Source organism: Micromonospora phaseoli (genome assembly GCF_900109115.1).
Lineage (GTDB): Bacteria > Actinomycetota > Actinomycetes > Mycobacteriales > Micromonosporaceae > Micromonospora > Micromonospora phaseoli.
Genome location: NZ_FNYV01000022.1, coordinates 1 through 22,180 on the forward strand (window position 1 = coordinate 1; position 22,180 = coordinate 22,180).

Consider the following 22,180-nt stretch of genomic DNA (forward strand, 5'->3'; position numbering starts at 1 on the left):
CCGCCTCGAACAGCTCGGTCATGTCGGAAAGATCGAAGTTGCTCACCCCCCACTGCCCGATGTCGCCGGCGTCGACGAGTTCGGCGAACGCCTCGATCGTCTCCGCGAGTGGATGCGTGCCACGCCAGTGCAGCAGGTAGAGGTCGATGTGGTCGACGCCGAGTCGTTGCAGGCTGCGGCGGCAGGCTTGCACGGTTCCCCGTCGGCTGGCGTTGGACGGCAGCACCTTGTCGACCAGAAAGACGTCGGCGCGTCGCCCGACGATCGCCTCGCCGACGAGTTCCTCGGCAGCGCCGCCACCGTACATCTCCGCAGTGTCGATCATGGTCATGCCCAGGTCGAGCCCGGTGCGTAGGGCGGCTATCTCGTCCTGCCGCCTCCCGGGGCGCTCGCCGAGGTACCACGTTCCCTGGCCGAGCAAGGGCATGGTCTGGCCGGACGGTAGTTCGATCGCGGTGGCAGCGAGGGTCATGTCGTGACCTTTCCGGATCCTGGGCACCAGTGGGTTGCCTGCGTTACCCGCTGGGACAGGCAGCACACCTCGTAGCGGACCTTCTCCGCGTAGGCCTTCGCTGTGCAGCGGGCAGGTGGCCGGATTGTCCGCCCTCGAGTGGCGTTCGCTGGTCAGTTTGCCCGTGCCCGCACCGGGAAGGCGACCGCGAGCGACCGATGCGCCGCCGACGGGGTGGCGCCGCGAAGGGAGGCAGAAATGGCGCAGAGCCAGCAGCCACTGACCGACAAGCGAGTCGCTTGCCTCGCCGCCGACGGGGTGGAGGACGTGGAGTACACCCAGTCCCGGGCCGCCGCGGAGCAGGCGGGGGCCGAGGTCCACCTGATCTCGTTGCAGTCCGGCGAGATTCAGTCGATGAACCAGGATATCAATCCGGCCAACCGCTATCGGGTGGACCGGACCGTGAGCGAGGCCGATCCGGCCGACTACGACGCCCTGTTGCTGCCGGGCGGGACGGTCAACCCCGACCGGCTCCGGATGAACCCACAGGCGATGGACTTCGTCCGGGCGTTCTTCCAGCAACAGAAGCCGGTGGCAGCGATCTGCCATGGACCGTGGTCGTTGGTCGAGACCGGAATGGTCAACGGCCGGACCGTCACCTCGTTCCCCAGCCTGCGCACCGACATCCGCAACGCCGGCGGGACCTGGGTGGATCAGCAGGTACAGGTCGACAACGGCCTGATCACCAGCCGCAACCCCAGCGACCTTCCGGCCTTCTGCGCCAGAATGGTCGAGGAGTTCGCCCAGGGCGAAGACGTCCGCCACATGGCGACGGCCTGACCCGGTGGGCTCAGGGTCGGGAAGATCAAGCCGGGCCTGAGCCCTGCGGCGGCTATCCCGCCAACCGGGATGCCGCCGCTTTCCCTGAGCAGCGGCTGTTCGACCCACATCCAAAGCCGCGGCCGTACGGTGCCGACAGCGGCGAGCCGACCTCGGGCGGCTGGCGCGTTTGGCACGCGTGCGCGGCAGGTACGTGATCGACGACCTGTTCGCTTGGTTGGCCGCACCAATCCTGGTGTTCGCGGCCGTGGCATCGTGCTGAGCAGCGGGACAGGAATCGCCGCAGGGAACATCCACCCAGCGGCCGATGAGCAGTTTGAGGTGGTTTCCGAGGGGTATCCCCGGCCCCTACGGGTCGCGCCCCGGACCGTCGTGAACCGGAATGCTCGGCCGGGTGCGACCGGATACGGAGGCTACCGGTGACTCGACTAGCAACCAGAGAGGCAGTGAAGGCCAGGCAGGACGAGGTCGAGCGACGGGGGCGCGGGCTTGGCTGGATGAGCCTCGGTCTGGGCGTGGCACAGCTGGCGGCATCGGACACGGTGCGCCGGATCAGCGGCGTGGACGACTCCCCGACGTCCCGGACGGTGGTGCCGCTGGTCGGGGCGCGGGAGCTGGTACACGCGGCCGGGCTCCTGACGAGCCGGCGGAAGGGCATCTGGACGTGGACCCGGGTTGTGGGCGACGCGATGGACCTGGCCGCGCTCGGAATTGCCATCGCTCACCGCGGCGGGCGCCGCCGGCGACGCCTCGTCGGTGTCACGGGCGTCATCGTCGGAATCACGGTGGTCGACCTGCTGACCGCCGTGCAGGCAACCCGGCCGGAAAGAACCGGCTCAGTGCGGGCGGCACGGAGCTCACGCGAAGGAGGATCCATGGAGCTGACGGCTACCACGACGATCCGCAGACCTCCACCGGAGGTCTACGCGTTCTGGCGCGACCTGGACAACCTCCCGACCTTCATGGCACACCTTGAGGAGGTCCGCGCCACCGGTGACCATACGAGCCATTGGTCCGCCAGCGCTCCATTCGGCAAGAACGTCGAGTGGGACGCGGAGATCCTCGACGAGGCGACCGGCGAGAGGATCGCGTGGCGGTCGACCGGCAACGCCGACGTGCCGAACTCCGGCACAGTCCGGTTTGTGCCCGCCCCGGACGGTGTCAGCACCGAGGTGCACATCGTCATGTCGTACGACATCCCCGGCGGCGCGGTCGGCAAAGCAGTGGCCAAGTACTTCGGCGAGGAGCCGCACCAGCAGCTCGACGACGACCTGCGCCGGCTCAAGCAGGTGCTGGAAACCGGCCAGGTGGTCCGATCCGAGGGCGCCCCGTGGGGCAAGCGGGCCCGCAAGGAGTTCCCGCAGCGGCCGGCGCAACCGCTGTCGGATTCCGACCTCGCGAAGGGAGCGGACGCGTGAGGGCGAATACCTGGACGGGCCGCAACAAGGTCAAGGTCCGTGACGTACCGGACCCCAGGCTCCTGAACGATCGTGATGCCATCGTACGGATCACTTCCACCGCGATCTGTGGCTCAGACTTGCACCTGGTCGATGGGTACGTGCCCACGATGCAGGACGGCGACGTCCTGGGGCACGAGTTCATGGGCGAAGTGATCGAGGTCGGTCGGGGCGTCGACTCAGGTCGGCTGCGGGTCGGGGACCGGGTCGTCGTTCCGTTCCCGATTGCCTGCGGCGCGTGCGGCGCCTGCGCCGCCGAGCTGTACTCCTGCTGCGAAAATTCCAACCCCAACGCCGGGATAGCGGAGAAGATGTTCGGCCACCCGGTCGCCGGGATCTTCGGCTATTCCCATCTGACCGGCGGCTTCGCCGGCGGTCAGGCACAGTACGCGCGGGTGCCGTTCGCCGATGTCGGTCCGCTGAAGATCGAGTCCGATCTGACCGATGAGCAGGTGCTGTTCCTCTCGGACATCCTGCCCACCGGCTACATGGGTGCCGAAATGTGTGACATCCAGCCCACCGACGTGGTGGCGGTGTGGGGCGCCGGCCCGGTCGGCCAGTTCGCCATGGACAGCGCCCGGGTGCTCGGCGCCGCGAAGGTCATCGCCATCGACAAGGAGCCGTACCGGCTGCAAATGGCCGAGCGGGCGGGCCACACGCCGGTGAACTTCGAGGAAGTGGACGTGCGGTCCCGGCTGCTGGAACTGACCGGTGGGCGGGGACCGGACAAGTGCATCGACGCGGTCGGCATGGAGGCCAGCCACGGCAGCACGCCCCTCTACGCCTACGACCGGGTCAAGCAGGCAGTCCGTTCGGAGACCGAGCGCCCACACGCGCTGCGCCAGGCGATCCTGTCGTGCCGCAGCGGTGGCATCGTGTCGGTGATCGGCGTGTACGGCGGTCTGCTCGACAAGTTCCCCGCCGGCGCCTGGATGAATCGGTCGCTGACCCTGCGTACCGGGCAATGCCACGTGCAGCGCTACATGAAGCCGCTGCTGCAGCGCATCGAACGCGGGGAGATCGATCCGACCCGGGTCATCACCCACACCCTGCCGCTCGACGATGCGGAACGCGGCTTCGAGATCTTCAAGAACAAGCAGGACAACTGCGAGAAGGTCGTCCTCAAACCCTGACCACCACCCGCATCCGGCCACCACGGCGCGCCGTGGTGGCCGGATGCGCGTCTGTGCGGAAGCGGCCGGACTGCGGCACGCGGCCCATCGAAACCTGCCGGTCAGGGTTGGTACTGGGTGCGGATACGCGGCAGCCACTGGGGATGATGGTCTGGAGCACCCACTGGCCGCGATCCCACAGCGGCGAAGACTCGACCAGCCGGCGCGCCTCCCGGCGCAGGTCGTTCAGGGTCGGCGGGGTGGTCGACATGGATCTGACCTTGCCGAGACTCGTTGCGGGGTCCAGTCCTGCGCCAAGGCTGGATGCTCGCCGAATGAATCCCCGCTTCGATAGAGCGGTCCCGGCTGGGCGCGAGTTGGTCCCCGCGTCTTCTGGCGGGTTTCAGGCCGTAGTGGGCGTTAGAGTCGCCAGCCATGGGACTTCTCACCTTCAGCCTCAACCTCACCCTGGACGGTTGCGTCGACCACCAGGAGGGGATCGTCGACGACGAGACGCGCGCCTTCTTCACCCGTCTCATGGACGAGGGCGGGGCAATGCTGTGGGGTCGCGTCACCTACGAGATGATGGAGGGCTACTGGCCTGCCGTCGCCCGCGGCGACGAGGAGGCGCCGCCGGCCATGCGCGAGTGGGCGGTCAAGCTGGGGGCCAAACCCAAGTACGTGGTGTCGTCGACGCGCAAGGACTTCCCGTGGACCAACACCCACCACATCGCCGGCGATCTACGCGAGGGCGTGCAGAAGCTCAAGGACGCGACCCCGGCCGGGGTCCTCCTCGGAAGCGGCACGCTCGCGACCGAGCTCGACCGGCTGGACCTGATCGACGAGTACAAACTGCTCGTCCACCCCAGGATCGCCGGCCACGGCCCGACGCTGTACCAGGGCGGGCTACCCGGCACGCGCCGGCTCGAGCTGCTCTCGGCGGACCCGCTCCGCAACGGCGTGGTGGCCATGCACTACCGCCGCGCGCGCTGAATCACAGGAGTCCATCGCCGCCAGCTCACCGGCAGCCCGGCGTCCTCCTCGCGTTCGCCGCGCAGCGCCGAGCGACTCCTCGAAGGCGAGGACGTCTTCGAGGAGCCCGTCGAGGGCTGCGTGCATGTCGCCAGCGACGCAGAGGACCACGGCCCCTCCGCCACGCCCGCCGCGCCGGACTGGCCCGCCAAGACAGCGGCAGCAGCGGATGCCGTAGAAGAGCAGGATTCACAGCGGGGACCACCTGTGGGTGTTGGGCAGCGGATCAAATCGGCGTTGGATGGCGCTCAACCGCGTCAACCGGAGCGCCCTCGCCTCGGCGGTTTTCGCGATCAGGACACCGAACTGGAGTTCGGCGAGGCTGGCGACGCTGATGGCCAGATCCACCTGCAGGTCGCCGTGGCCCAGAGCAAATCAGACAAGATCGAATGCACTACTTTCAGCAGGACCGGACACTGAACGCCGTCCCGCACCGTGACACCGGGCCGCGGCAGAGGAGGGCGCGGTCCCCTGACAGCTGCGAACTGGGTGGCGTGAACTCTGGGCCAGGCGTGAGGATGCGTCCATGGCCTGTGATGTGTTGCTCGCTCGGGCTCGGCAGGTCTGGCTTGAGATGGCTGGTGTTCCGATGGCTTTTCCCGCTGACGGCGACGTGGACGTGGCCGTGTCGACCGGATCGCGGTTCTGCCCGCCGGGCTGGATCGGAATTGTCGCGTTGGGCGACGCCGCCATCGTCACCGTGCCGGCTGGCGGTTGGGCCGGGGTTGTTCGCGAGGTGTTGCAGGGTCTGCCGGTCGAGGTTCTGACCGACTCTGACCGGCTGGGCGCAGTCCTGCCGGTCGCCGAGGTGCTGGGCCCGGCGAGCCTGGCTTACCTCGATGAGGGCGACTACCGGCCGGCTGGGCTCGATACCGTGGATGTGGTTCCTGGAGAACCTGCCGATCTCGCGAGGCTCCTGGCCGCTGTCCCGGCCGACGACGCCGACGAATGCGGGTTGGCCGATATCACCTCCCGCGCGTTCGTGGTGCGCCGAGGGGATCACGTTGTCGCGGCGGCTGGCTACCGACGCTGGCCGGGGCGGGTGGCCCACATGTGCGTACTCACTGCGCCGAATCACCGCGGGCGCGGCCTGGCACGTGCCGTTGCCTCCGTCGCAGCCGCGGACGGCATGGCGAACCATCTGCTGCCGCAGTGGCGGGCGCGACCGGAACCCTCCCGCCGAGTGGCGCAGGCGCTGGGATTCCGCCAGCTCGGCGCCCAACTCAGCATCCGCATCGGAACCTGAGCACACACCCCGGAACACCGGCTACGGCGACGACCGTGCCGAGCGCGGCGCGTGTCGGTGGTCGCGACGTCGCATCTGCTCGGCGTGTCGACCCGGCGGGTGGAGAAGCGGGTCGAGCGACTCGGCGTTCGGCAGTTGTCCAAGTCGCCGGTCTCCGAGATGGCCGCCCGCCTCGACGCCCAGATCGAGGCGTTCCGCAACCGGCCCCTGGACTCAGGGCACTACACGTTCGTATGGACCGACGCGCTGACGATGAAGGTCCGCGAAGCGGGCCGCACCGTCAACGTCCACGCCGTGATCGCCGTCGGCGTCAACGCCGACGGCCAACACGAAGTGTTGGGCCTGGACGTCGCCTCGGATGAGGACGGCGCCGGCTGGCTGGCGTTCCTGCGGTCGCTGACCGCCCGCGGCCTGACCGGTGTCCGCCTGGTCATCTCCGACGCCCACGCCGGCCGCCTACCGCCGCTCATTTGACCGCGACAGAAACGAGTGACACGTGGCCGCTCATACCGACCTCCGTCGCTGCCGTGCGCTGCTGTTCAGTCGCTGACCCTGCTGCGGGACTGGTACACCAGATCCTGGTACTCGGGGTGCCGGGCGATCCACCCCGCGAAGAACGGGCAGGTGGGCAGGACCAGCAGGCGCGCGGCGCGGGCCTCGTCGAGGCCCGCGCGGGCTAGGGCCGAACCAATTCCCCTGCCCTCGTACTCCGGCGAGACCTCGGTGTGTACGAACGCGATGAGTTCCGTGGTGCGGATGTACTGCGCGATACCCGCAACCTTGGACTCTCCCTCGACCCGAGCCTCGTACTGTCTGGCTTCGGGGACATCCTTCACATTCACTACCATGTGTCCTCCATCAGATCTCATCTCCGATATGGGCGTAGCGCGGTAATCGTGCGGTCATCACCCCAGTATTCGGTGCTCACCGGCCACGGACAGTGACACCACGTCACAAGCGATCGTGACACCGCGTCACTGACGCCTCGGGCGCGTCCGCGCTGTCATGGGGGACGCGCTCGTCGTGGTCCAGCAGGACACGTTCGTCCAACACCGCAAGCGTCACGGCTGCCACGTCGAACGGCCAGAGCGATCTGTTCCGCTGACCGCGACGCGGCCCTGCTCGGACGAACCGAATTGCCGGGAGCCTCGGCAGTACGGCCCTGGTGTGGGGTCACAGGGTCGAGTGTGCGGCAGCATGGCCGAAGCGGATCGGCCGGCCAATCGGTCGTCTCCCGATGGGGCAGACCGGGCGTTAACTTGAAACGGCTGTGCCATCGCGGCCAAGCGGGGGGGGACATGGAACTGTTCGGACGGCGCGCCGAGACCGCGGCGCTGGACCGGCTGCTGGATCGGGCAACGGATCGCGCGGGTTCCGGGCTCGTGCTGTGGGGTGAGCCGGGCATCGGCAAGACCGCTCTGCTTGAGTACGCCGTCGGGGCGGCGTCCGACGCGACGGTGTTGCGGTGTCGGGGCACCCGGATGGAGGCAGGGCTGGCATTCGCGGCGCTGCACGAGCTGCTGTGGCCGGTGTTGGATCGGCTGGAGACGCTCGCCGCCCCGCAGGCTGCGGCGTTGCGGGGTGCGTTGGGAATGAGCCGGGATCCGGCCAACCGCTTCCTGATCGGCGCGGCCGTGCTGTCGCTGCTCTCCGGTCTTGCGCGGGAGCGACCGGTGCTGGTTGTGGTGGACGACGCTCAGTGGGTCGATGAGGCAAGCGCGCTTTGCCTGGGGTTCGTCGCCCGGCGAGTGGCGACGGAGCCGGTCGCGGTGCTGCTGACCGGACACGAGGATCCCACCTCGGGGCCGTGGGAGGGGTTGCCGGCCCTGGAGATCGGAGGTCTGGCCGACGAGGACGCGCGCCAACTCCTGACCGCAATCGCGCCGGGGATCGACGCGACGCTGGCCGATCGGACGGTGCAGGCGGCGGGTGGCAACCCGTTGGCGCTGCACGAGCTGCCCACCCTCGATCGTGAGACCGACGGCGAGGCGACCCTCCCGGCCTCCGGACACCCGGTGCCGGTGGGACCACGGTTGCGGCGGGCATTCTGCGCACGGGCCGAGGCCCTGAAACCGTCGACCCGGGCGTTACTGCTGCTGGCCGCCGCCGAGGGCCGGGGCGACCGGCACGTCGTGCACCGTGCCGGGGCCGCCTGGGGCATCGACACGTCCGCCTGGGACGAGGCCCTGCGTTCGGGCCTGCTCCATGCCTCGGGCACCCGCCTGGAGTTCCGGCACCCGCTGATCCCGGCAGCCATCTACGACGGCTCCCCCTTCGCGGAACGGCAAGCGGTGCATCAGGCGCTGGCTGCGGCCCTGCCACGGGACGCCACCATGCAGCGGGCCTCGCACCTGGCAGCCGCTGCCGACGAGCCGGACGAGGATGTCGCCGCACTGCTGGAGCACGCCGCCGAGGAGTGCCTCCGACGCAGTGCGGGGCCGATGGCGGCTTCCGCCCTGCGTCGGGCCGCTGAGCTGTCCCCGGAGCCAGCGGACGCCACGCGCCGGCTGGCCGCCGCCGCCCGCGCCGCGTGGCACGCCGGTAACGCGGAGGCGGCGCGGCAGTTGGTCGAGGACGCTGAACGCCTGAGCGGTGTGCTTCCCGTCGTCCGGCTGAGCGGCGGGCTGCGCGGGATCCTCGAATTCGCACACGGCATGCCCGAGCGTGCCCACCACTACCTGACTTGCGACATGGCCGCGGTACCCGAGACCCGCCGGGCCGTGGAGCTGGGCACGGTGGCGGTCCGCGCCGCCTGGTCGGCCGGTCGGTCCGACCTCCAACAGGAGGCGCTACAACGGGTGCGGGCCGTGGACACCGCCGCTGACTCCGCAGTGTCGGGGCTGATGCCCGTGCTGAGAAACTGGTGGTCCTGCTATGACGTGACCGGCGAGGTCACTCCGATGGCCCGGGACCTGGCCAGCGACGTCGTCGGTCGGCTCGGTACGGTCGCGTGGGAGTTGCTACCGCCCGTGCCGTTGGTCCAGGCCTGGGGCATCGACGGTGGGCTGCTCGACGTGCTGCGCGTGCAGGCCGCACAGCTGCGGCGTCGGCACGAGCTCACCGCGCTGGCGCTGGTGCTGGCCCAGATCGCGGTCCTCGACACCGCTGCGGGCCGGTGGGGCGCCGCCGAGATGGCGGCGGCCGAGGGCCTGCGACTGGCCGAGGAGGTCGAGGCGGATCACCTCGCCACGCAGAGCCGCGGCGGCCTCGGCTTGTTGGCTGCCGCCCGCGGCGAGCATCGCGCCGTCGAGGAGCAAACCAATCGGATGCTGCAGGTCTCGGTTCCACGCGGAGTGCGAGCGCTCAGCGCATCGGCGTACTGGATTCGTGGACGAGCGGCGCTGTTCGACGGTCGTCCTCAGGAGGCGCTGAGCGACCTGCTGTGCCTCGTCGAGCCCGGCCACGAGGCCGCCCACACCACCTTCGCGCTGCTTGCCGCCCCGGACACCGTCGAAGCGGCAGTGCAGGTCGGCAGCAGCGACGTCGTCGGGTTTCAGGTCGCCATGGTGCAGGAGTGGGCGCAGCGTACGGGTGCGACCTGGGCCCGCACGGCCGGCCATCGGCTCAGGGCCCTCGTCGAGGGTGGATCGGCGGCCGAGGCCTCGTTCCGAGCCGCCCTGGACGTTGCGGGGGCGGGGGCGCAGCCGTTCGAGTACGCCCGCACTCGGCTGCTGTACGGGGAGTGGCTGCGGCGGGCGCGTCGCCGGGCCGACGCCAGTACACAGCTCGCCGCAGCAGCCGAGACCTTCGCCCGCCTGGGCGCGGACCCACTGCGGATGCGGGCGCTGCGCGAGCAGGCTCTGACCGACCGGCGGGCCGCCCCCCTCGTGGTCGATCCTCCGACCGCTGCCGGGCTGACCGCGCAGGAACTCCGGGTCGCACGGTTGGCCGCGGACCGTCTGACGAACCGGGAGATCGCCGCACAGCTGTTGATCAGCCCACGCACGGTCGGCCACCACCTGGCCAACGTCTACCCCAAGCTGGGCATCACCTCCCGTACCGAGCTGGCCAGGATCGATCTCGATGGAGACCTGCGGCTCAGCTAGGCGACGACCGGTCCGACCGTGCGCCGTTGACCGGTCGAGCACCGGTTAGCGCCCCCCGTTGTTTGTCCTCACCGAGCCGGGGTTCGGTGCCACCGCAACGGGTCGTCCTCCAGCGCGGAGCGGTCCCAGTGCCCCCGGTCCGCAGCGGCTTCGTAGGTGGTGCGGAGGAACTCGGCGACCGCGCGGTCCGGGTCCGGTGCGGCGCGGACGGCCTCGTACGGCAGCAGGAACTGCTTGAACTCGGTACTGAAATACGCGCCTTCGGGGCCGACGTGCTGCTCGGCGAACCCGTCTGGTTCGGGATAGGCGTAGGAGTAGAAGGCACCTTCCTCGCCGCCGCCCGGCCAGAACCCGCAGCTGGACAGCTCCCGGGAGTAGCCCTCGACCATGACCCAGTCCCCGCAGTTGGGCACGCCCCCGGGGTGCGGTGGGGCCGACCGGCCGGAGAAACGGGTGCAGGCGAGGTCCATCCCGCCCCAGAAGAAGTGCACCGGACTGACCTTGCCCACGAAGTGCGACCGGAACTCGCCGATCACCCGGTTCGCCTGCAGCAGCTGTCGCCAGAACAGGGCGGCCGCCTCGCCGTCGTAGGAGGCGTGGTCGTGGTCCTCGGCGAACGGGATCGCCGGATCGACCTCGTTGGGGTGCGGCCGGATCGGTGCCTCGATCCCGAGCTCGTCGAGCATGGCCATGACCCGCGAGTAGAACTCGGCGACCGACATCGGCCGGAGCGGGAGGCTCCGCGCGCCGCCGTTGCTGGTGCGAACGTCGAGCCGGTGGCCGAGGAAGTCGAACTCGATCTCGAAGGCCCCCGTGCCGTACGGGATGGCGGACGTCGTCAACCCGCGTGGGCTCACGTAAAGGGTCACCTGCCACCAGTGGTTGACAAACGGAGCGTGCGCCATGCGGATCTTGCCCACGATCTGGGTCCACATGTGCAGGGTCTCGCGGGTGGCGGTCCAGTCCGAGACCCGCAGGCTCGGCCAGCTCATCGTTGCCGGGCTTGTCATCGCTACTCACATCCTTGGCGCTGTAACGGAAGGGTGGCGGTCGTCGTGATCGTGTCCCGCAGGCCGGTACCTACGGGGCGCCACCGGTTCGCTGATCGGCCGTCTTGTCCCTTCCCGATGATCAGCGGTACTCCGGGTTAGCGCTACCGGGGCGACTGCCGGCGTCCCAGGCCGTGCGCTGGTTGCCGTAGGCCGGGAACCCGCCGGCACGACGGATCATCGACGCGAGGTGGAGCAGGTTGTAGGTCATGAACGCGGTATTGCGGTTGGTGAAGTCGTTCTCCGGACCGCCGGAACCCTCGTCGAGGTAGGAGGGCCCGGGGCCGACCTCACCGAGCCAACCCGCATCGGCCTGCGGCGGGATGGTGAAGCCGATGTGCTGCAAGCTGTAGAGGATGTTCATCGCGCAGTGCTTCAGGCCGTCCTCGTTGCCGGTGAGCAGGCAGCCACCGACCCGCCCGTAGTAGGCGTACTGGCCCTGCTCGTTGAGCACGCCGGAGTAGCCGTAGAGCCGCTCGATCACCCGACGGGTGACCGAACTGTTGTCGCCGAGCCAGATCGGTCCGGCGATGACCAGGATGTCAGCTTCCAGCACCCGGGTCAGCAGCGCGGGCCATTCGTCGGTATCCCACCCGTACTCGGTCATATCGGGTCGGACGCCGGTGGCGATGTCGTGGTCGACGGCGCGAATCTGGTCCACGCTGACCCCGTTCGCCTCCATGATCGCCACACTGCGGTCGATCACCCCCTGGGTGTGGCTACGGCCGGGGGAACGGTTGAGGGTGCAGTTGATGTACATCGCGCGCAGCCCGGTGAAGTCGGGCTTCTCGATCCCCGTCGCGGTCATGGGGTCCTTCCTGGTAATCGGTCGTGCCGTCGGCCCGTCGGTCGACTCGAAGGTCCTCGCACCGGCACGATCGACAGAACGGGGCCTAGCTCCCGAGCGCAGCGGCGTATCCGGTGGGTCCACATGACGAGTGTCGAACGCCGCAGCCTGCGCCGGATCGGCCGGTCAATCGGTCGGTCAATCGGTCGGTGCGCTCGGGGGGCCCATGCACGCCGGCACTCACGTCGCCGGCGATCACACGCGATCAATTGCATCGATGACCGCGAGTCGGCCGCCATCTCCGGGATCCGGGTCCGGGATCATCACCTCCGGATCTACGAGATAGACCTCGTGGCCGTCCAGCGTGAGCCGACGAGCGACCTCCAGGAGCATTCGTCGGGCCACATCGTCGATGGAGTGCACCAGAGAGACGTCGAGAACCACTCGGGGCTCCGAAGGCGCACTCTCCACGAACTCGCGAACGATCCGCTCGGCTCCCGCGAAGCGGATGCCGCCCTGAAGTCGGACAACCCGGGTCGCGTCCGCTCCGCCGCCTCGTACTCGATTGGACCGCACGACCGCGCGCGCCGCGGGAGGGACCTCCATCACATGCAGTCCCATGTCGGACGAGAACCGCTCGAACAGCGACACTCCGCGCACGCTGTTGCCGTGCCGGTCGAGTCGAGGCGAGAAGGTGGCGATGCCGAGCTGACCGGGGAGTGCACCGATCAGTCCCCCGGCCACACCGCTCTTCGCCGGGATGCCGACCTGCGTGGCCCAGTCGCCGGCGGCGTCATACATTCCGCAGGTGGCCATGACGCTCAGGACCTGGCGCACCACTGCCCCGTCCACCACCTGCTCGTTCGAGAGGGGATGCACCCCGCGGTTGGCCAGCGTCGCCGCCATCATCGCCAGATCTCGGGTGGTCACGAGCACCGCGCACTGACGGATGTAGCCATCGACAACGGCCCTCGGGTCCTCGGTGAGGATGTCGTGGCTGCGGAGCATGTGCGCGATGGCGAGGTTGCGGTGCGCGTTCTCCATCTCGGATGCGCACACCGTCTCATCGACCGTCAGCTGGCGGCCCGCGAACGCCGAAAGCCCCTGAACGACGCGGTCGACCCGCTCGACGGGGTTCAGGTTCTCCGGTCCGGCAAGTGAGTGAGCGGTGATCGCGCCGGCGTTGATCATCGGATTGCGGGGACGCCCCGTGTCGGTCTCGAGAGAGATCTCGTTGAACGCCTCCCCGGATGGCTCGACCCCGACCTTGGCGAGCACTCGATCGAAGCCGCGGTCGGAGAGCGCCATCGCGTACACGAAGGGTTTCGAGATCGACTGGATCGTGAACGCGACATCGACGTCGCCCGCACCGTAGACCGTCCCGTCGACCATGGCGAAGACCGCTGCGAGATGCTCAGGATCAGCCGTCGCGAGCTCGGGAATGTACCCCGCCAGCTTCCCGGAGGTGTCCGATTCGACATCTCCAAGTACGTCAGTCAGATAGTCGGGAACGACTGACCGCATCCGTCCTCCTTAAGTTCTCGCGAAGCCCGCGGGGTCTCGCGCACCAGCACCCCCGGCGGGCTGCGGTGAGTTCGCAGCTCGGCGGCCTCGACATTCGCTCCGAATGCAGCAGGCCCGGGCTCGAGGCGGGCCCCGGCCGCGAGGGAGCCGACCGCAACGGCGGCGAATCCGAACGCGTTGATGAGTTGGGACATCACGCCGACGTCCTCGGGACAGTCACCGACGACCAGGCCTCGCACTGCGGGAGGAGCCTCGTCGTCGAGATCCTGATAGCCATGTGGTTCAGGGCCTTCACGACACGCGCGCCCGGCAGGAACCGCTGCACGGCATCGCTCGATGACACACCGGACGGGACGATCGTATCGCGGGGCCGTCAAGCTCCCACCGGTGGTTCATCACATCCGAGACGATTGCCCCTCAGTTCGCGACAGTGGATGCTGCGCCACATCGCTCGAGCACCCGGCGTGCGCTCGTGCGTGCGGGCGGGCTCACGGCGGAACTGCCGCGGCAGTCTAGTGACGGCGGTCCCGCCGGAGGAAACACGACAGCAGTTGCCTGAACTCGTACGGGTGCTCGATTGCCGGCACGTGCCCGCATCGGCCGAGCACGTGCAGACGGACATCGGCCAGGTGCTTCAGCAGGGGCTGGGCTGCCGTCTCGAGCGGGGTGACCCGGTCCTCGGCGCCGTGCACGAGCAGCACGGGCGCGCGGACCGCTGCCAGCGTCTGCGCCGAGAGGGTGAGCTCGTCGACCCATCGTGCCCTAGGTGGAGGGAACAACGACGCGTAGGCGGCCGCCCCCGCTCGCATCGCAGCTGCACGGGCATCGACGGCCGGATCGGTCACGAGCGCTTGGTCGAGGACGAGGCGACTCAGCATGTCTCGTGCCCCGAGAGGGCCGGCGGGGGCGGCCCAGACCGCGTCGAGCTCGGCGGACAGCGGCGCCCCGGGCGCGCCCATCGTCGAGACCGCCACGACACGGGTGACCTGCTGGGGGCGCGCGGCCGCCAGCGCCAGCGCCACGGCACCGCCCATGGAGTGACCCACCACGGCGTAGTAGTCGATACCGAGGGCATCCATCAGGCCCGCGGCCTGCTCCGACCACAGCCGGAGCCCACCGGCGGAGCCCGCCGGGACAGGGGTACGGCCGAACCCCGCCTGGTCAGGAGCCACCAGGTGCCAGGACGTGCCAAGCGCCTGCGCCGTCGTTGCCCAGGCGCCGGACCCGGTCGTGCCGGGTCCGGAGCCGTGCAGCATCAGCACCGCGGGCCCGGTGCCGCTCTCCAGGACGTAAACGGGGGAGCCGCCGACTGTGACGGTCCGAAGTGTCGTCACCGGGGCGGGCCGGGTGTGCTCACGCCGATGCGGGGTCGACGGACTTCGAGAAGAGCTCCATCATCGCCCTGCCGAATTGCGGCATGTCGGGCCACCCCCGGCAGGAGACGAGATTGCCGTCCACGACGTCGGGAGCGTCGATGACCGTCGCGCCCGCGTTCTCCATGTCACCGGTGATGGGTGGGAAGCAGGCCGTCTTTCGACCCTTCAGAAGCCCGTACACCGCTGGTACCTGCGCGCCGTGACACACCAGTGCGATGGGGAGGTTGCGCGCGAAGAAGTGCTCGGTGATGCGCCTGACGTCGGCGTCGACCCGGATCCACTCGGGGGCACGTCCCCCGGGAATGATGAGGGCGTCATAGCGCTCGACGTCGACCTCGGCCCACGGCACGTCGACCGGCAGCTTCCGGCCGTTCTTCTCCACGTAGGCGTCGGAGTTGGGGTCGAACTCGTGGATGACAAGTTGCACGTCACGCCTCGTCCGTGACGAGACGTCGACGTCCCAGCCGCCCTCCTGCACGCGATAGTAGGGATACATCGTGTCGAGTTCCTCGGCGGCGTCGCCGGTCAGGAGCAGCGCTCTGGGCACCTGCTTCTCCTCGCGTCTGGGGGGCGGGTGGAGGTAGATCCGATCCGATCCGATTGATTCAGCATTCCCCGGCCCAGCCCGCCCGTCAAGCCTCCACCGCCACTGCGCCGGCATCCTTGACCTCGTCGAACAATCGTCGGAAACGCTCGCCGGACCGCAGGATGTGCCGACGCATCGCGTAGGCGGCGGCGTCGGGGTCACGCGCGGCGATCGCGGCCACAATGTCCTCGTGCTCGGCCATGGCCAAGTGGGTGACCTGGGTGTCGTGGTGCAGCCGGAAGAGGTGCACGTGGCTGTGCAGGCGAGCGAGCGCTTCCCGGATGACCTGGTTCTCCGCGCTGAGGGCGACGAGATCGTGAAAAGCGGCGTCGCGTAGGCCGAAGGCGCCATAGGCCGTAGGCCCGTCGCCCCCCTCCAACTCCGCCATCTCCCCCAGCATTGCGCGCAGACCGGCCACCTGCTCCAAGGATGCGCGTTCGGCGGATCTGCGCGCCGCTGCCGGCTCGAGGAGCAGGCGGACCTCAAGCATGTCCTCGAATCGGTGCCGGGTGATCTGGGGGGGAATGCGGTAGCCGGCATGGGGCACCCGCACGACCAGACCCTCGGCCTCCATGCGGTTCAGAGCGTCTCGGATCGGCGTCTGCGAGACCCCCAGCTCTCGTGCCAGGACGTCGATCGTGACGCGGGAGCCGGGCTCGATCCGTAGCGACATGAGCTGTCCGAGCAGCGTGTCGTACACCTCGTCGGCAAGCCGGCCACCAGATCTTCCCGGTGGCGTTGCGCCCGTCACGGCCCGACGGCTCCGCGCGATCATTCCTTCGTCGTCCATCGTGACGTGAGGCCTCTCTTTGCGTCTTCCGGAACCTGTTGACATCAGTCACAACTCTGCGACATGCTGACGCCCCCGACCGGATCGTATAGGAAAAGTGGCGGACGCCCCCCATCCTGCACCGTCGCGGAGCCGCCCGCGATCGCTCTCATTCGATCATCTGGAGCTCCCATGAGTGTGCTCGACGTCCCGCCCGGTCCGCCCCGGGCCCGCAGATGGGCCGAAGGACTTCTCGACGGCACGAAGATCCGGTAATCCGCGGCGCACTCGTGACGCTGGTCCGCGGGCCGGCCCCGCGACAGCCCGGCAACACGCCTGAACAACCCAGCAACTGCTCGACGAGGCACATAGCGAGGTTCTCGAAGCCCCCACCCAGGAAGCAGGCGAGAAGATGCGGCATCAACAGCGAATGCGACGAATATCCGTTCCCGGGCGAAAGGTGCAGCTGGCGACGGCGGCCATGCTGCTGGTGGCCACGACCGTGACGGCTTGCGGCGATGGCCAGGACGACGGCGGGACGGCGAGCGCCCCCAAGGCGCCGGCGACCATCCCGGAGCTCACCAAGGACCCACTGACCCTCAGCTTCATCTGGTTCGACTGGCCCCCCGCCCAGGCACTGGAAGCCTTCGCGAACGCGGAGTACAAAAAGGAGCGACCGAACGCGACGATCAAGGTCAACACAGTGCCGAACGCCAACTGGCACGACGCGATGTTCACCCAGTTCGCCGCGCGCAAGACCGACTTCGACATCGCGATCCTGGACTCGCAGCACATCGGCGAGGCCGTGACGAACGGCAACATCCTCGACATCACCGACTTCGTCAAGAGCAACATCGACGTCACGGCCTACAACCCGTACCTCCTGGCGGCCTACGGCCAGTTCCCCCAGGCGGAGACCGGCAAGCGCGACGAGAACGCCAGCCTGTACGGACTGCCGCTGCTCGGCGACACCTGGACGATGATCTACCGCAAGGACCTGATCGGCGACAAGCCACCGCAGACCTGGGATGAGATGATCTCAGTCGCCGAGAGGTGCCAGGCGGACCACCCTGGCGTCAGCGGGCTGGCTTTCCACCAGGCCAACGGCTCCGACGCCGCGGCCGTAACCTACAACACGGTCAACGGCGTCTACGGCGGCAACCTCTGGGACGCCAAGACGCGCAAGATCGAAGGCGTCCTCAACGACGCTGCCGGCCAGGAGGCGATGGACGTCCTGGTCAACAGGATGAAGCCGCTGACCGCCAAGGGATCCGGCAACTGGTTCATCGACGAGGTGAACGCGGCGGTCGCCCAGGGCAAGGCATGCATCGCGTTCAACTGGATCGCCGCGAGCGGCGGCCTGCTCGATCCGAAGCAGTCGACGCTCGGCACCACCCGAGAGCAGATCCTCGACAAGCTGGGTTTTGCCACCCTGCCGAGCCAGAAGACCAACCTGGTCCCTCTCGGCGGCATGGGGATGCACGTGTCGGCCTACTCCCCCACGGAAAACCAGGCTGAGGCCCTGAACTTCATGAAGTGGTTCGAGCGGGCTGACATCCAGAAGAAGTGGGCCGCGGCTGGTGGCGTGCCGGCGCGGACGGACGCCCTGGAATCGCCCGAGTTCCTCAATGCCGGGCCGTTCAACCAGGTGTACGCCGACTCGGTTCCACGGATGCGGGACATGTGGAACGTGCCCGAGTACGCGCGCCTCGTCGACATTGAGAACACCAACGTCAACGCGGCACTCAACGGCGCGAAGAATCCGAAGGACGCGCTCGACGACATCGCCAAGGAGCAGCAGGCGGTGCTCGACTCCAGCAACCGCAGGGGCGGCGGCGGACTGTGAGTGACCCCGTACCTCTGACGACCGACCACCCCGGGCAGGTGGCGTCCGCGACGCCACCTGCACCGGGTCGGTCCCGCCGGCTGAGCGACCGCGGGCTCGCCGTGGCCTTCACCTCCCCCGCGCTGCTGCTGTTGCTCGCCATGTCGGTGTTTCCGTTGCTGTGGGCGTTGTACCTGTCTTTCACCGACTACTCGGCCACCCGCGGAGGGCCCGCCCGATTCATCGGGTTCGAGAACTACACCGCCATCCTGACCTCGGCGCAGGTCCACCAGCGGGCCCTGACGACGTTGATCTACGTGGTCGGCGCGGTCACCCTGCAGACGGTGCTCGGTTTCGCCATCGCCTACCTGATCTCCCGGCGCACGCACGGGCGAGGACTGCTGACCACTCTGTTCCTGGTTCCGATGATGCTGTCGCCGGTCGTGGTCGGGCTGTTCTGGCGATTCATGCTCGACGCGCAATTCGGCGTGATCAACAGCATGCTCGGTTCGATCGGCCTCGGGCAGGTGGAGTGGCTGACCCGGCAGCGCACGGCATTGATTTCCCTGATCGTGGTCGACACCTGGCAATGGACGCCGTTCATCATGCTCATCGCCCTTGCCGGCCTTACCGCGGTGCCCAAGTACCTGTACGAGGCCGCCTCGATCGACCGGGCGTCCGAGTGGTTCCGGTTCCGCACCATCACTCTTCCGCTGGTATGGCCGCTACTCCTCATTGCCGTGTTGTTCCGGGCAATCGAGGCCTTCCGGCTGTTCGACCTCGTCTACATCCTCACCAACGGAGGCCCGGGTGTCTCCACCGAGACGTTGTCGTTCCACGTCTACAAGGTCGCGTTCCTGGGCTTCAACACCGGAACCGCCTCGGCGTACGGAATCCTCATGGTCCTCGTCGTCATCGTCCTCACGCAGCTCTACCTGCGCTACTTGAACAAGCTCAAGGAGGGCTGATGGCCGTCTCCGTCGACGAGGCCGTGTCCGCAGGTCCTGCCCGAGATCGCACGCCCCCCGCGCGCAGCCTGGGCGGCCGGGGCCACGCCGCGCTGGAGATCGCGCTGCTGACCGTGCTGGCCGTCGTGATGCTCTTTCCGGTGCTGTGGATGATCGAGACGTCCATCAAGGAGAACCGGGACGTCTACGCCGTTCCGGCTCAGTTCTTCGGCTTCACGGTCACCATGGACCACTTCAAGGACGTGTTCGTCGCCCCCGGCGGCGGTCGCTCGGCCTTGTCCGTCGCGTTCCTCAATTCCGTCGTGGTCGCCGGGGTCTCCACGGTGCTGGCCACCGTGCTGGGGGTCCCGGCGGCCTGGGCCTACTCACGCTTCGCCGTGAAGGCCAAGAAGGACCAACTGTTCTTCATCCTGTCCACCCGCTTCATGCCGCCCGTGGTGGTGGTGATCCCGATCTTCCTCATGTACCGCCAGGTCGGACTCATCGACAGCAAGCTCGGCCTGATCCTCATCTACACCGCGTTCAACGTCCCGTTCACGATCTGGATGATGAAGGGGTTCGTCGACGAGGTGCCCGCGGAGTACGAGGATGCCGCCATGCTCGACGGCTACACCCGGGTGCAGGCGTTCCGGCGATTCACCCTTCCCCTGCTCGTACCCGGCATCGCCGCGACGGCCGTCTTCGCTCTCATCTTCTCGTGGAACGAGTTCGTGTTCGCCATCTTCCTCACCTCCAGCGACAGCGTGCGGACCGCCCCACCCGCCATCGCCGGCCTCATCGGTGGCACCACCACGGACTGGGGTCTCGTGGCCGCCGCCTCCGTGGTGTTCGCCCTACCGGTACTCGTCTTCGCCTACCTGGTGCGCAAGCACCTCGTCGCCGGTGTGACGCTCGGGGCGGTGCGACGCTGATGGCGGACATCGAGGTGACCGCCCTGCACAAGCGCTACCCGGACGGTACGGTCGCAGTCGATCACGTGGATCTGTCCATCCGCGACGGCGAGCTGTTCGTGATGCTCGGCCCGTCGGGTTGCGGCAAGACGACCACGCTGCGGGCCGTAGCCGGCCTGGAGAGGCAGACGACGGGCGACATCCGCATCGGCGACACGCTGGTCAACGACCTGCCGCCCGCCGAACGCGACATCGCCATGGTGTTCCAGTTCTACGCTCTCTACCCGCATCTGAGAACCCGCGACAACCTGGCGTTCCCCCTGCGGGCCGAGGGACTACCCAAGCCGCAGGTGCGCGAGCGGGTCGACGAGGCCGCCCGGCTCATGCGGCTCGGTCCGCTGCTGGACCGGCGACCGCGCCAGCTGTCCGGCGGGGAGCAGCAACGCGTCGCGCTGGCTCGGGCCCTGGTGCGACGACCACGCGCATTCCTCATGGACGAACCTCTCACCAACCTCGACGCGGAGTTGAGGGCGGACATGCGCACGGAGATCAAGCACCTGCAGGGGGAACTGGGGACGACGATGGTCTACGTCACCCACGACCAGGTCGAGGCGATGTCGCTCGGTCACCGAATCGCCATCCTCAACAAGGGCCGCGTCGAGCAGATCGGCACGCCGCTGGAAGTCTACGACCGTCCGGCGAGTCTCTTCTGCGCCGCATTCATCGGCTCCCCGCCGATGAACCTGATCGAGGTGGAGGTGACCGACGGGAAGCTGCGCAGTCAGGGCGAACTGGCCCTCACGCCACCGCCAGGCCTGCCGCGCGACCGTCGCCTGGTCGCAGGCGTCCGGCCGGAGGCACTGGAAGTCACCGAACCGGGGGCGGACCGTTCGGTCCCGGCCCGCGTGGTCTCGGTGGAGTGGCTCGGCGACGAAATCATCTACGTGGTTGACCACGGCGGCCAGCGCGACGTACGGGTACGGATGCCACCGACTGTCCGTTTCGCCGCTGACGCACCGGTCGGGCTGCGGCACACCGGCGGGACCCCGGCGGTCTACGACGTGAGCACGGAAGGACTGGTGGCCTGATGGGAACCGTGGCAGTGCACGGGCTGTGCAAGTCCTTCGGCAAAGTGCAGGCCCTGGACGGGGTGACGCTGGACGTGCCGGACGGCTCGTTCTTCGTCGTGCTCGGCCCCTCCGGGGCAGGCAAAACGACGACCCTACGAGCGATCGCCGGCCTTGAGAAGCTTGACGCCGGGTCGGTGCATCTGGACGGGAGGGACGCGACCGGTGACGCCCCGGCCGCGCGCGACCTGGCCATGGTCTTCCAGAACTACGCCCTCTACCCGCGACACACGGCGTACGAGAACATCGCTTCGCCGCTGCGGGCACGCCGCTGTTCTTCGAGCGAGATCGCCGCTGCCGTCGAGCGGATGTCGAACCTGCTGCACATCGAACGTCTGCTGCAGCGTCGTCCCGCGCAGTTGTCGGGTGGAGAGATGCAGCGTGTCGCCCTGGCCCGGGCGCTGGTCCGTCACCCGCGCGCGTTTCTCATGGACGAGCCGCTGACAAACCTCGATCTCAAGCTCCGCGTCGAGATGCGCACCGAGCTCACCCGCATCCACCGCAGCCTCGGAGCAACCTTCGTCTACGTGACAAACGACCAGGTCGAGGCCCTGTCCATGGCCGACCAGGTCGCCGTCCTCAAGGAGGGGAAGGTGCAACAGGTCGGAACGCCGACCGAGGTGTACGAGCGTCCCGCCAACCAGTGGGTCGCGGGATTCGTCGGAAGCCCACCAATCAGCCTGCTCGCCTGCCACGCCGAGGGAGATCGTCTGGTCGGTGCGCAGGGCTGGACGCTGCCGCGGCCCCGCTGGACCACCGCTGAGGACGGTCGAGCGCTGCTGCTGGGCCTGCGCGCGGAGGACCTGTCCGTCGAGCAGCATGGCGACGCCTCGTTGTCGGGGGAACTCTACGGGCTTGAGCCGCTCGGTGACCGAACGGTGGTCGACGTCCGAGTGGGGACGGAGATCCTCAAGGTCAAGGCACGACCCACCGTCACCGGAACGACGGGCCAGCGGCTGCTTGTCACGGTCGACCTGGACCGTGCGCACCTGTTCGATGCGGGCACCGGGCTGTCGCTGTCCCAGGCGGGGCGGTAACCGCGCCGGGCGGCGACGGCACCATGCGCCCGCACGCGGCAGTCGAACCTCGGCGAAC

At 68.6% G+C, this 22,180-nt stretch carries 21 protein-coding genes and 1 pseudogene; 13 read left to right on the forward strand and 9 right to left on the reverse strand.

Going from position 1 to position 22,180, the window contains the following annotated elements; genetic code table 11:
• Positions 1–472, reverse strand: a 472-nt coding sequence (locus BMY89_RS29165; RefSeq protein ID WP_139218045.1) for an aldo/keto reductase, incomplete at its 3' end; no start/stop codon positions are given.
• Between the two features lie 237 nt (positions 473–709).
• Here BMY89_RS29165 and BMY89_RS29170 point away from each other — a divergent pair.
• From BMY89_RS29170 to BMY89_RS29180, 3 genes are all read left to right on the forward strand, one after another.
• Complete coding sequence (locus BMY89_RS29170; RefSeq protein ID WP_092383651.1) at positions 710–1,291, forward strand: type 1 glutamine amidotransferase domain-containing protein; 582 nt, start codon at positions 710–712, stop codon at positions 1,289–1,291.
• A 497-nt stretch (positions 1,292–1,788) separates the two neighbouring features.
• Positions 1,789–2,709, forward strand: a complete 921-nt coding sequence (locus BMY89_RS31225) for an SRPBCC family protein (RefSeq protein WP_092383696.1) — start codon at positions 1,789–1,791, stop codon at positions 2,707–2,709.
• Positions 2,706–3,881, forward strand: coding sequence for a zinc-dependent alcohol dehydrogenase (locus tag BMY89_RS29180; RefSeq protein WP_092383653.1), 1,176 nt, complete (start codon positions 2,706–2,708; stop codon positions 3,879–3,881). Before BMY89_RS31225 ends, BMY89_RS29180 begins: the two co-directional genes overlap by 4 nt.
• On the opposite strand, the gene BMY89_RS30650 is transcribed toward BMY89_RS29180, so the two are convergent.
• Complete coding sequence (locus BMY89_RS30650) at positions 3,871–4,131, reverse strand: hypothetical protein (RefSeq protein ID WP_175510449.1); 261 nt, start codon at positions 4,129–4,131, stop codon at positions 3,871–3,873. The genes BMY89_RS29180 and BMY89_RS30650 overlap by 11 nt on opposite strands.
• A gap of 164 nt (positions 4,132–4,295) precedes the next feature.
• Here BMY89_RS30650 and BMY89_RS29185 point away from each other — a divergent pair, with 164 nt between their 5' ends.
• The 4 genes and pseudogenes from BMY89_RS29185 to BMY89_RS29200 form a co-directional block, all read left to right on the forward strand.
• On the forward strand, positions 4,296–4,853 hold the full coding sequence (locus BMY89_RS29185) for a dihydrofolate reductase family protein (protein ID WP_092383655.1): 558 nt from the start codon (positions 4,296–4,298) through the stop codon (positions 4,851–4,853).
• A gap of 120 nt (positions 4,854–4,973) precedes the next feature.
• Positions 4,974–5,312 carry a hypothetical protein gene (locus tag BMY89_RS30655; protein WP_175510450.1) on the forward strand — a complete coding sequence of 113 codons (339 nt, stop codon included), beginning with the start codon at positions 4,974–4,976 and terminating at the stop codon, positions 5,310–5,312.
• A gap of 106 nt (positions 5,313–5,418) precedes the next feature.
• Positions 5,419–6,138 carry a GNAT family N-acetyltransferase gene (locus BMY89_RS29195; protein ID WP_092383657.1) on the forward strand — a complete coding sequence of 240 codons (720 nt, stop codon included), beginning with the start codon at positions 5,419–5,421 and terminating at the stop codon, positions 6,136–6,138.
• A gap of 18 nt (positions 6,139–6,156) precedes the next feature.
• Positions 6,157–6,591 (forward strand): annotated as a pseudogene (locus BMY89_RS29200) (transposase); the annotation flags it as partial.
• An 86-nt stretch (positions 6,592–6,677) separates the two neighbouring features.
• On the opposite strand, the gene BMY89_RS29205 reads toward BMY89_RS29200, so the two are convergent.
• Positions 6,678–6,986 carry a GNAT family N-acetyltransferase gene (locus BMY89_RS29205; protein WP_092383659.1) on the reverse strand — a complete coding sequence of 103 codons (309 nt, stop codon included), beginning with the start codon at positions 6,984–6,986 and terminating at the stop codon, positions 6,678–6,680.
• A 450-nt stretch (positions 6,987–7,436) separates the two neighbouring features.
• Here BMY89_RS29205 and BMY89_RS29210 point away from each other — a divergent pair, with 450 nt between their 5' ends.
• Positions 7,437–10,184, forward strand: a complete 2,748-nt coding sequence (locus tag BMY89_RS29210) for a LuxR family transcriptional regulator (protein ID WP_092383661.1) — start codon at positions 7,437–7,439, stop codon at positions 10,182–10,184.
• A gap of 68 nt (positions 10,185–10,252) precedes the next feature.
• Here BMY89_RS29210 and BMY89_RS29215 read toward each other — a convergent pair whose 3' ends face one another.
• The 6 genes from BMY89_RS29215 to BMY89_RS29240 all read right to left on the reverse strand — a co-directional run bounded on the left by BMY89_RS29215 (position 10,253) and on the right by BMY89_RS29240 (position 16,296).
• Positions 10,253–11,194, reverse strand: a complete 942-nt coding sequence (locus BMY89_RS29215; RefSeq protein WP_092383663.1) for a DUF5996 family protein — start codon at positions 11,192–11,194, stop codon at positions 10,253–10,255.
• Positions 11,195–11,315: 121 nt separating this feature from the next.
• Positions 11,316–12,041, reverse strand: a complete 726-nt coding sequence (locus BMY89_RS29220; RefSeq protein WP_092383664.1) for a flavodoxin family protein — start codon at positions 12,039–12,041, stop codon at positions 11,316–11,318.
• Between the two features lie 234 nt (positions 12,042–12,275).
• Positions 12,276–13,544, reverse strand: coding sequence for a glutaminase (locus tag BMY89_RS29225; RefSeq protein WP_092383666.1), 1,269 nt, complete (start codon positions 13,542–13,544; stop codon positions 12,276–12,278).
• 512 nt (positions 13,545–14,056) lie between these two features.
• The gene (locus tag BMY89_RS29230) at positions 14,057–14,800 is read right to left on the reverse strand and encodes an alpha/beta fold hydrolase (protein WP_232521611.1); all 744 of its coding nucleotides are present in this window, start codon (positions 14,798–14,800) and stop codon (positions 14,057–14,059) included.
• Between the two features lie 97 nt (positions 14,801–14,897).
• The gene (locus BMY89_RS29235) at positions 14,898–15,467 is read right to left on the reverse strand and encodes a DJ-1/PfpI family protein (protein ID WP_092383698.1); all 570 of its coding nucleotides are present in this window, start codon (positions 15,465–15,467) and stop codon (positions 14,898–14,900) included.
• Between the two features lie 85 nt (positions 15,468–15,552).
• A complete protein-coding gene (locus BMY89_RS29240; RefSeq protein WP_092383670.1) occupies positions 15,553–16,296 on the reverse strand; it encodes a GntR family transcriptional regulator in 744 nt (247 codons plus the stop codon).
• Between the two features lie 439 nt (positions 16,297–16,735).
• On the opposite strand from BMY89_RS29240, the gene BMY89_RS29245 reads away from it, so the two are divergent.
• From BMY89_RS29245 to BMY89_RS29265, 5 genes are read left to right on the forward strand one after another with little or no spacing between them, the layout of a single operon-like run.
• Entirely contained in the window at positions 16,736–18,121 is a 1,386-nt protein-coding gene (locus BMY89_RS29245; RefSeq protein ID WP_232521606.1) for a sugar ABC transporter substrate-binding protein, read from the forward strand.
• A gap of 38 nt (positions 18,122–18,159) precedes the next feature.
• The gene (locus tag BMY89_RS29250; RefSeq protein WP_232521607.1) at positions 18,160–19,068 is read left to right on the forward strand and encodes a carbohydrate ABC transporter permease; all 909 of its coding nucleotides are present in this window, start codon (positions 18,160–18,162) and stop codon (positions 19,066–19,068) included.
• Positions 19,068–19,979, forward strand: a complete 912-nt coding sequence (locus BMY89_RS29255) for a carbohydrate ABC transporter permease (RefSeq protein ID WP_092383676.1) — start codon at positions 19,068–19,070, stop codon at positions 19,977–19,979. Before BMY89_RS29250 ends, BMY89_RS29255 begins: the two co-directional genes overlap by 1 nt.
• On the forward strand, positions 19,979–21,046 hold the full coding sequence (locus BMY89_RS29260; protein ID WP_092383678.1) for an ABC transporter ATP-binding protein: 1,068 nt from the start codon (positions 19,979–19,981) through the stop codon (positions 21,044–21,046). Before BMY89_RS29255 ends, BMY89_RS29260 begins: the two co-directional genes overlap by 1 nt.
• Before the next feature lie 44 nt (positions 21,047–21,090).
• Entirely contained in the window at positions 21,091–22,122 is a 1,032-nt protein-coding gene (locus tag BMY89_RS29265) for an ABC transporter ATP-binding protein (protein WP_232521608.1), read from the forward strand.
• Positions 22,123–22,180 lie beyond the last annotated feature (58 nt).

What these genes read in the sequence shown, in the direction of transcription:
- BMY89_RS29255 (WP_092383676.1), top strand. Translation starts at nt 19,068, where the DNA reads ATGGCCGTCTCCGTCGACGAGGCCGTGTCCGCAGGTCCTGCCCGAGAT.
- BMY89_RS31225 (WP_092383696.1), top strand. Translation starts at nt 1,789, where the DNA reads ATGAGCCTCGGTCTGGGCGTGGCACAGCTGGCGGCATCGGACACGGTG.
- BMY89_RS29225 (WP_092383666.1), bottom strand. Translation starts at nt 13,544, where the DNA reads ATGCGGTCAGTCGTTCCCGACTATCTGACTGACGTACTTGGAGATGTC.
- BMY89_RS29170 (WP_092383651.1), top strand. Translation starts at nt 710, where the DNA reads ATGGCGCAGAGCCAGCAGCCACTGACCGACAAGCGAGTCGCTTGCCTC.
- BMY89_RS30650 (WP_175510449.1), bottom strand. Translation starts at nt 4,131, where the DNA reads ATGTCGACCACCCCGCCGACCCTGAACGACCTGCGCCGGGAGGCGCGC.
- BMY89_RS29230 (WP_232521611.1), bottom strand. Translation starts at nt 14,800, where the DNA reads ATGCTGCACGGCTCCGGACCCGGCACGACCGGGTCCGGCGCCTGGGCA.
- BMY89_RS29220 (WP_092383664.1), bottom strand. Translation starts at nt 12,041, where the DNA reads ATGACCGCGACGGGGATCGAGAAGCCCGACTTCACCGGGCTGCGCGCG.
- BMY89_RS29210 (WP_092383661.1), top strand. Translation starts at nt 7,437, where the DNA reads ATGGAACTGTTCGGACGGCGCGCCGAGACCGCGGCGCTGGACCGGCTG.
- BMY89_RS29240 (WP_092383670.1), bottom strand. Translation starts at nt 16,296, where the DNA reads ATGGACGACGAAGGAATGATCGCGCGGAGCCGTCGGGCCGTGACGGGC.
- BMY89_RS29215 (WP_092383663.1), bottom strand. Translation starts at nt 11,194, where the DNA reads ATGACAAGCCCGGCAACGATGAGCTGGCCGAGCCTGCGGGTCTCGGAC.
- BMY89_RS29185 (WP_092383655.1), top strand. Translation starts at nt 4,296, where the DNA reads ATGGGACTTCTCACCTTCAGCCTCAACCTCACCCTGGACGGTTGCGTC.
- BMY89_RS29260 (WP_092383678.1), top strand. Translation starts at nt 19,979, where the DNA reads ATGGCGGACATCGAGGTGACCGCCCTGCACAAGCGCTACCCGGACGGT.
- BMY89_RS29195 (WP_092383657.1), top strand. Translation starts at nt 5,419, where the DNA reads ATGGCCTGTGATGTGTTGCTCGCTCGGGCTCGGCAGGTCTGGCTTGAG.
- BMY89_RS29205 (WP_092383659.1), bottom strand. Translation starts at nt 6,986, where the DNA reads ATGGTAGTGAATGTGAAGGATGTCCCCGAAGCCAGACAGTACGAGGCT.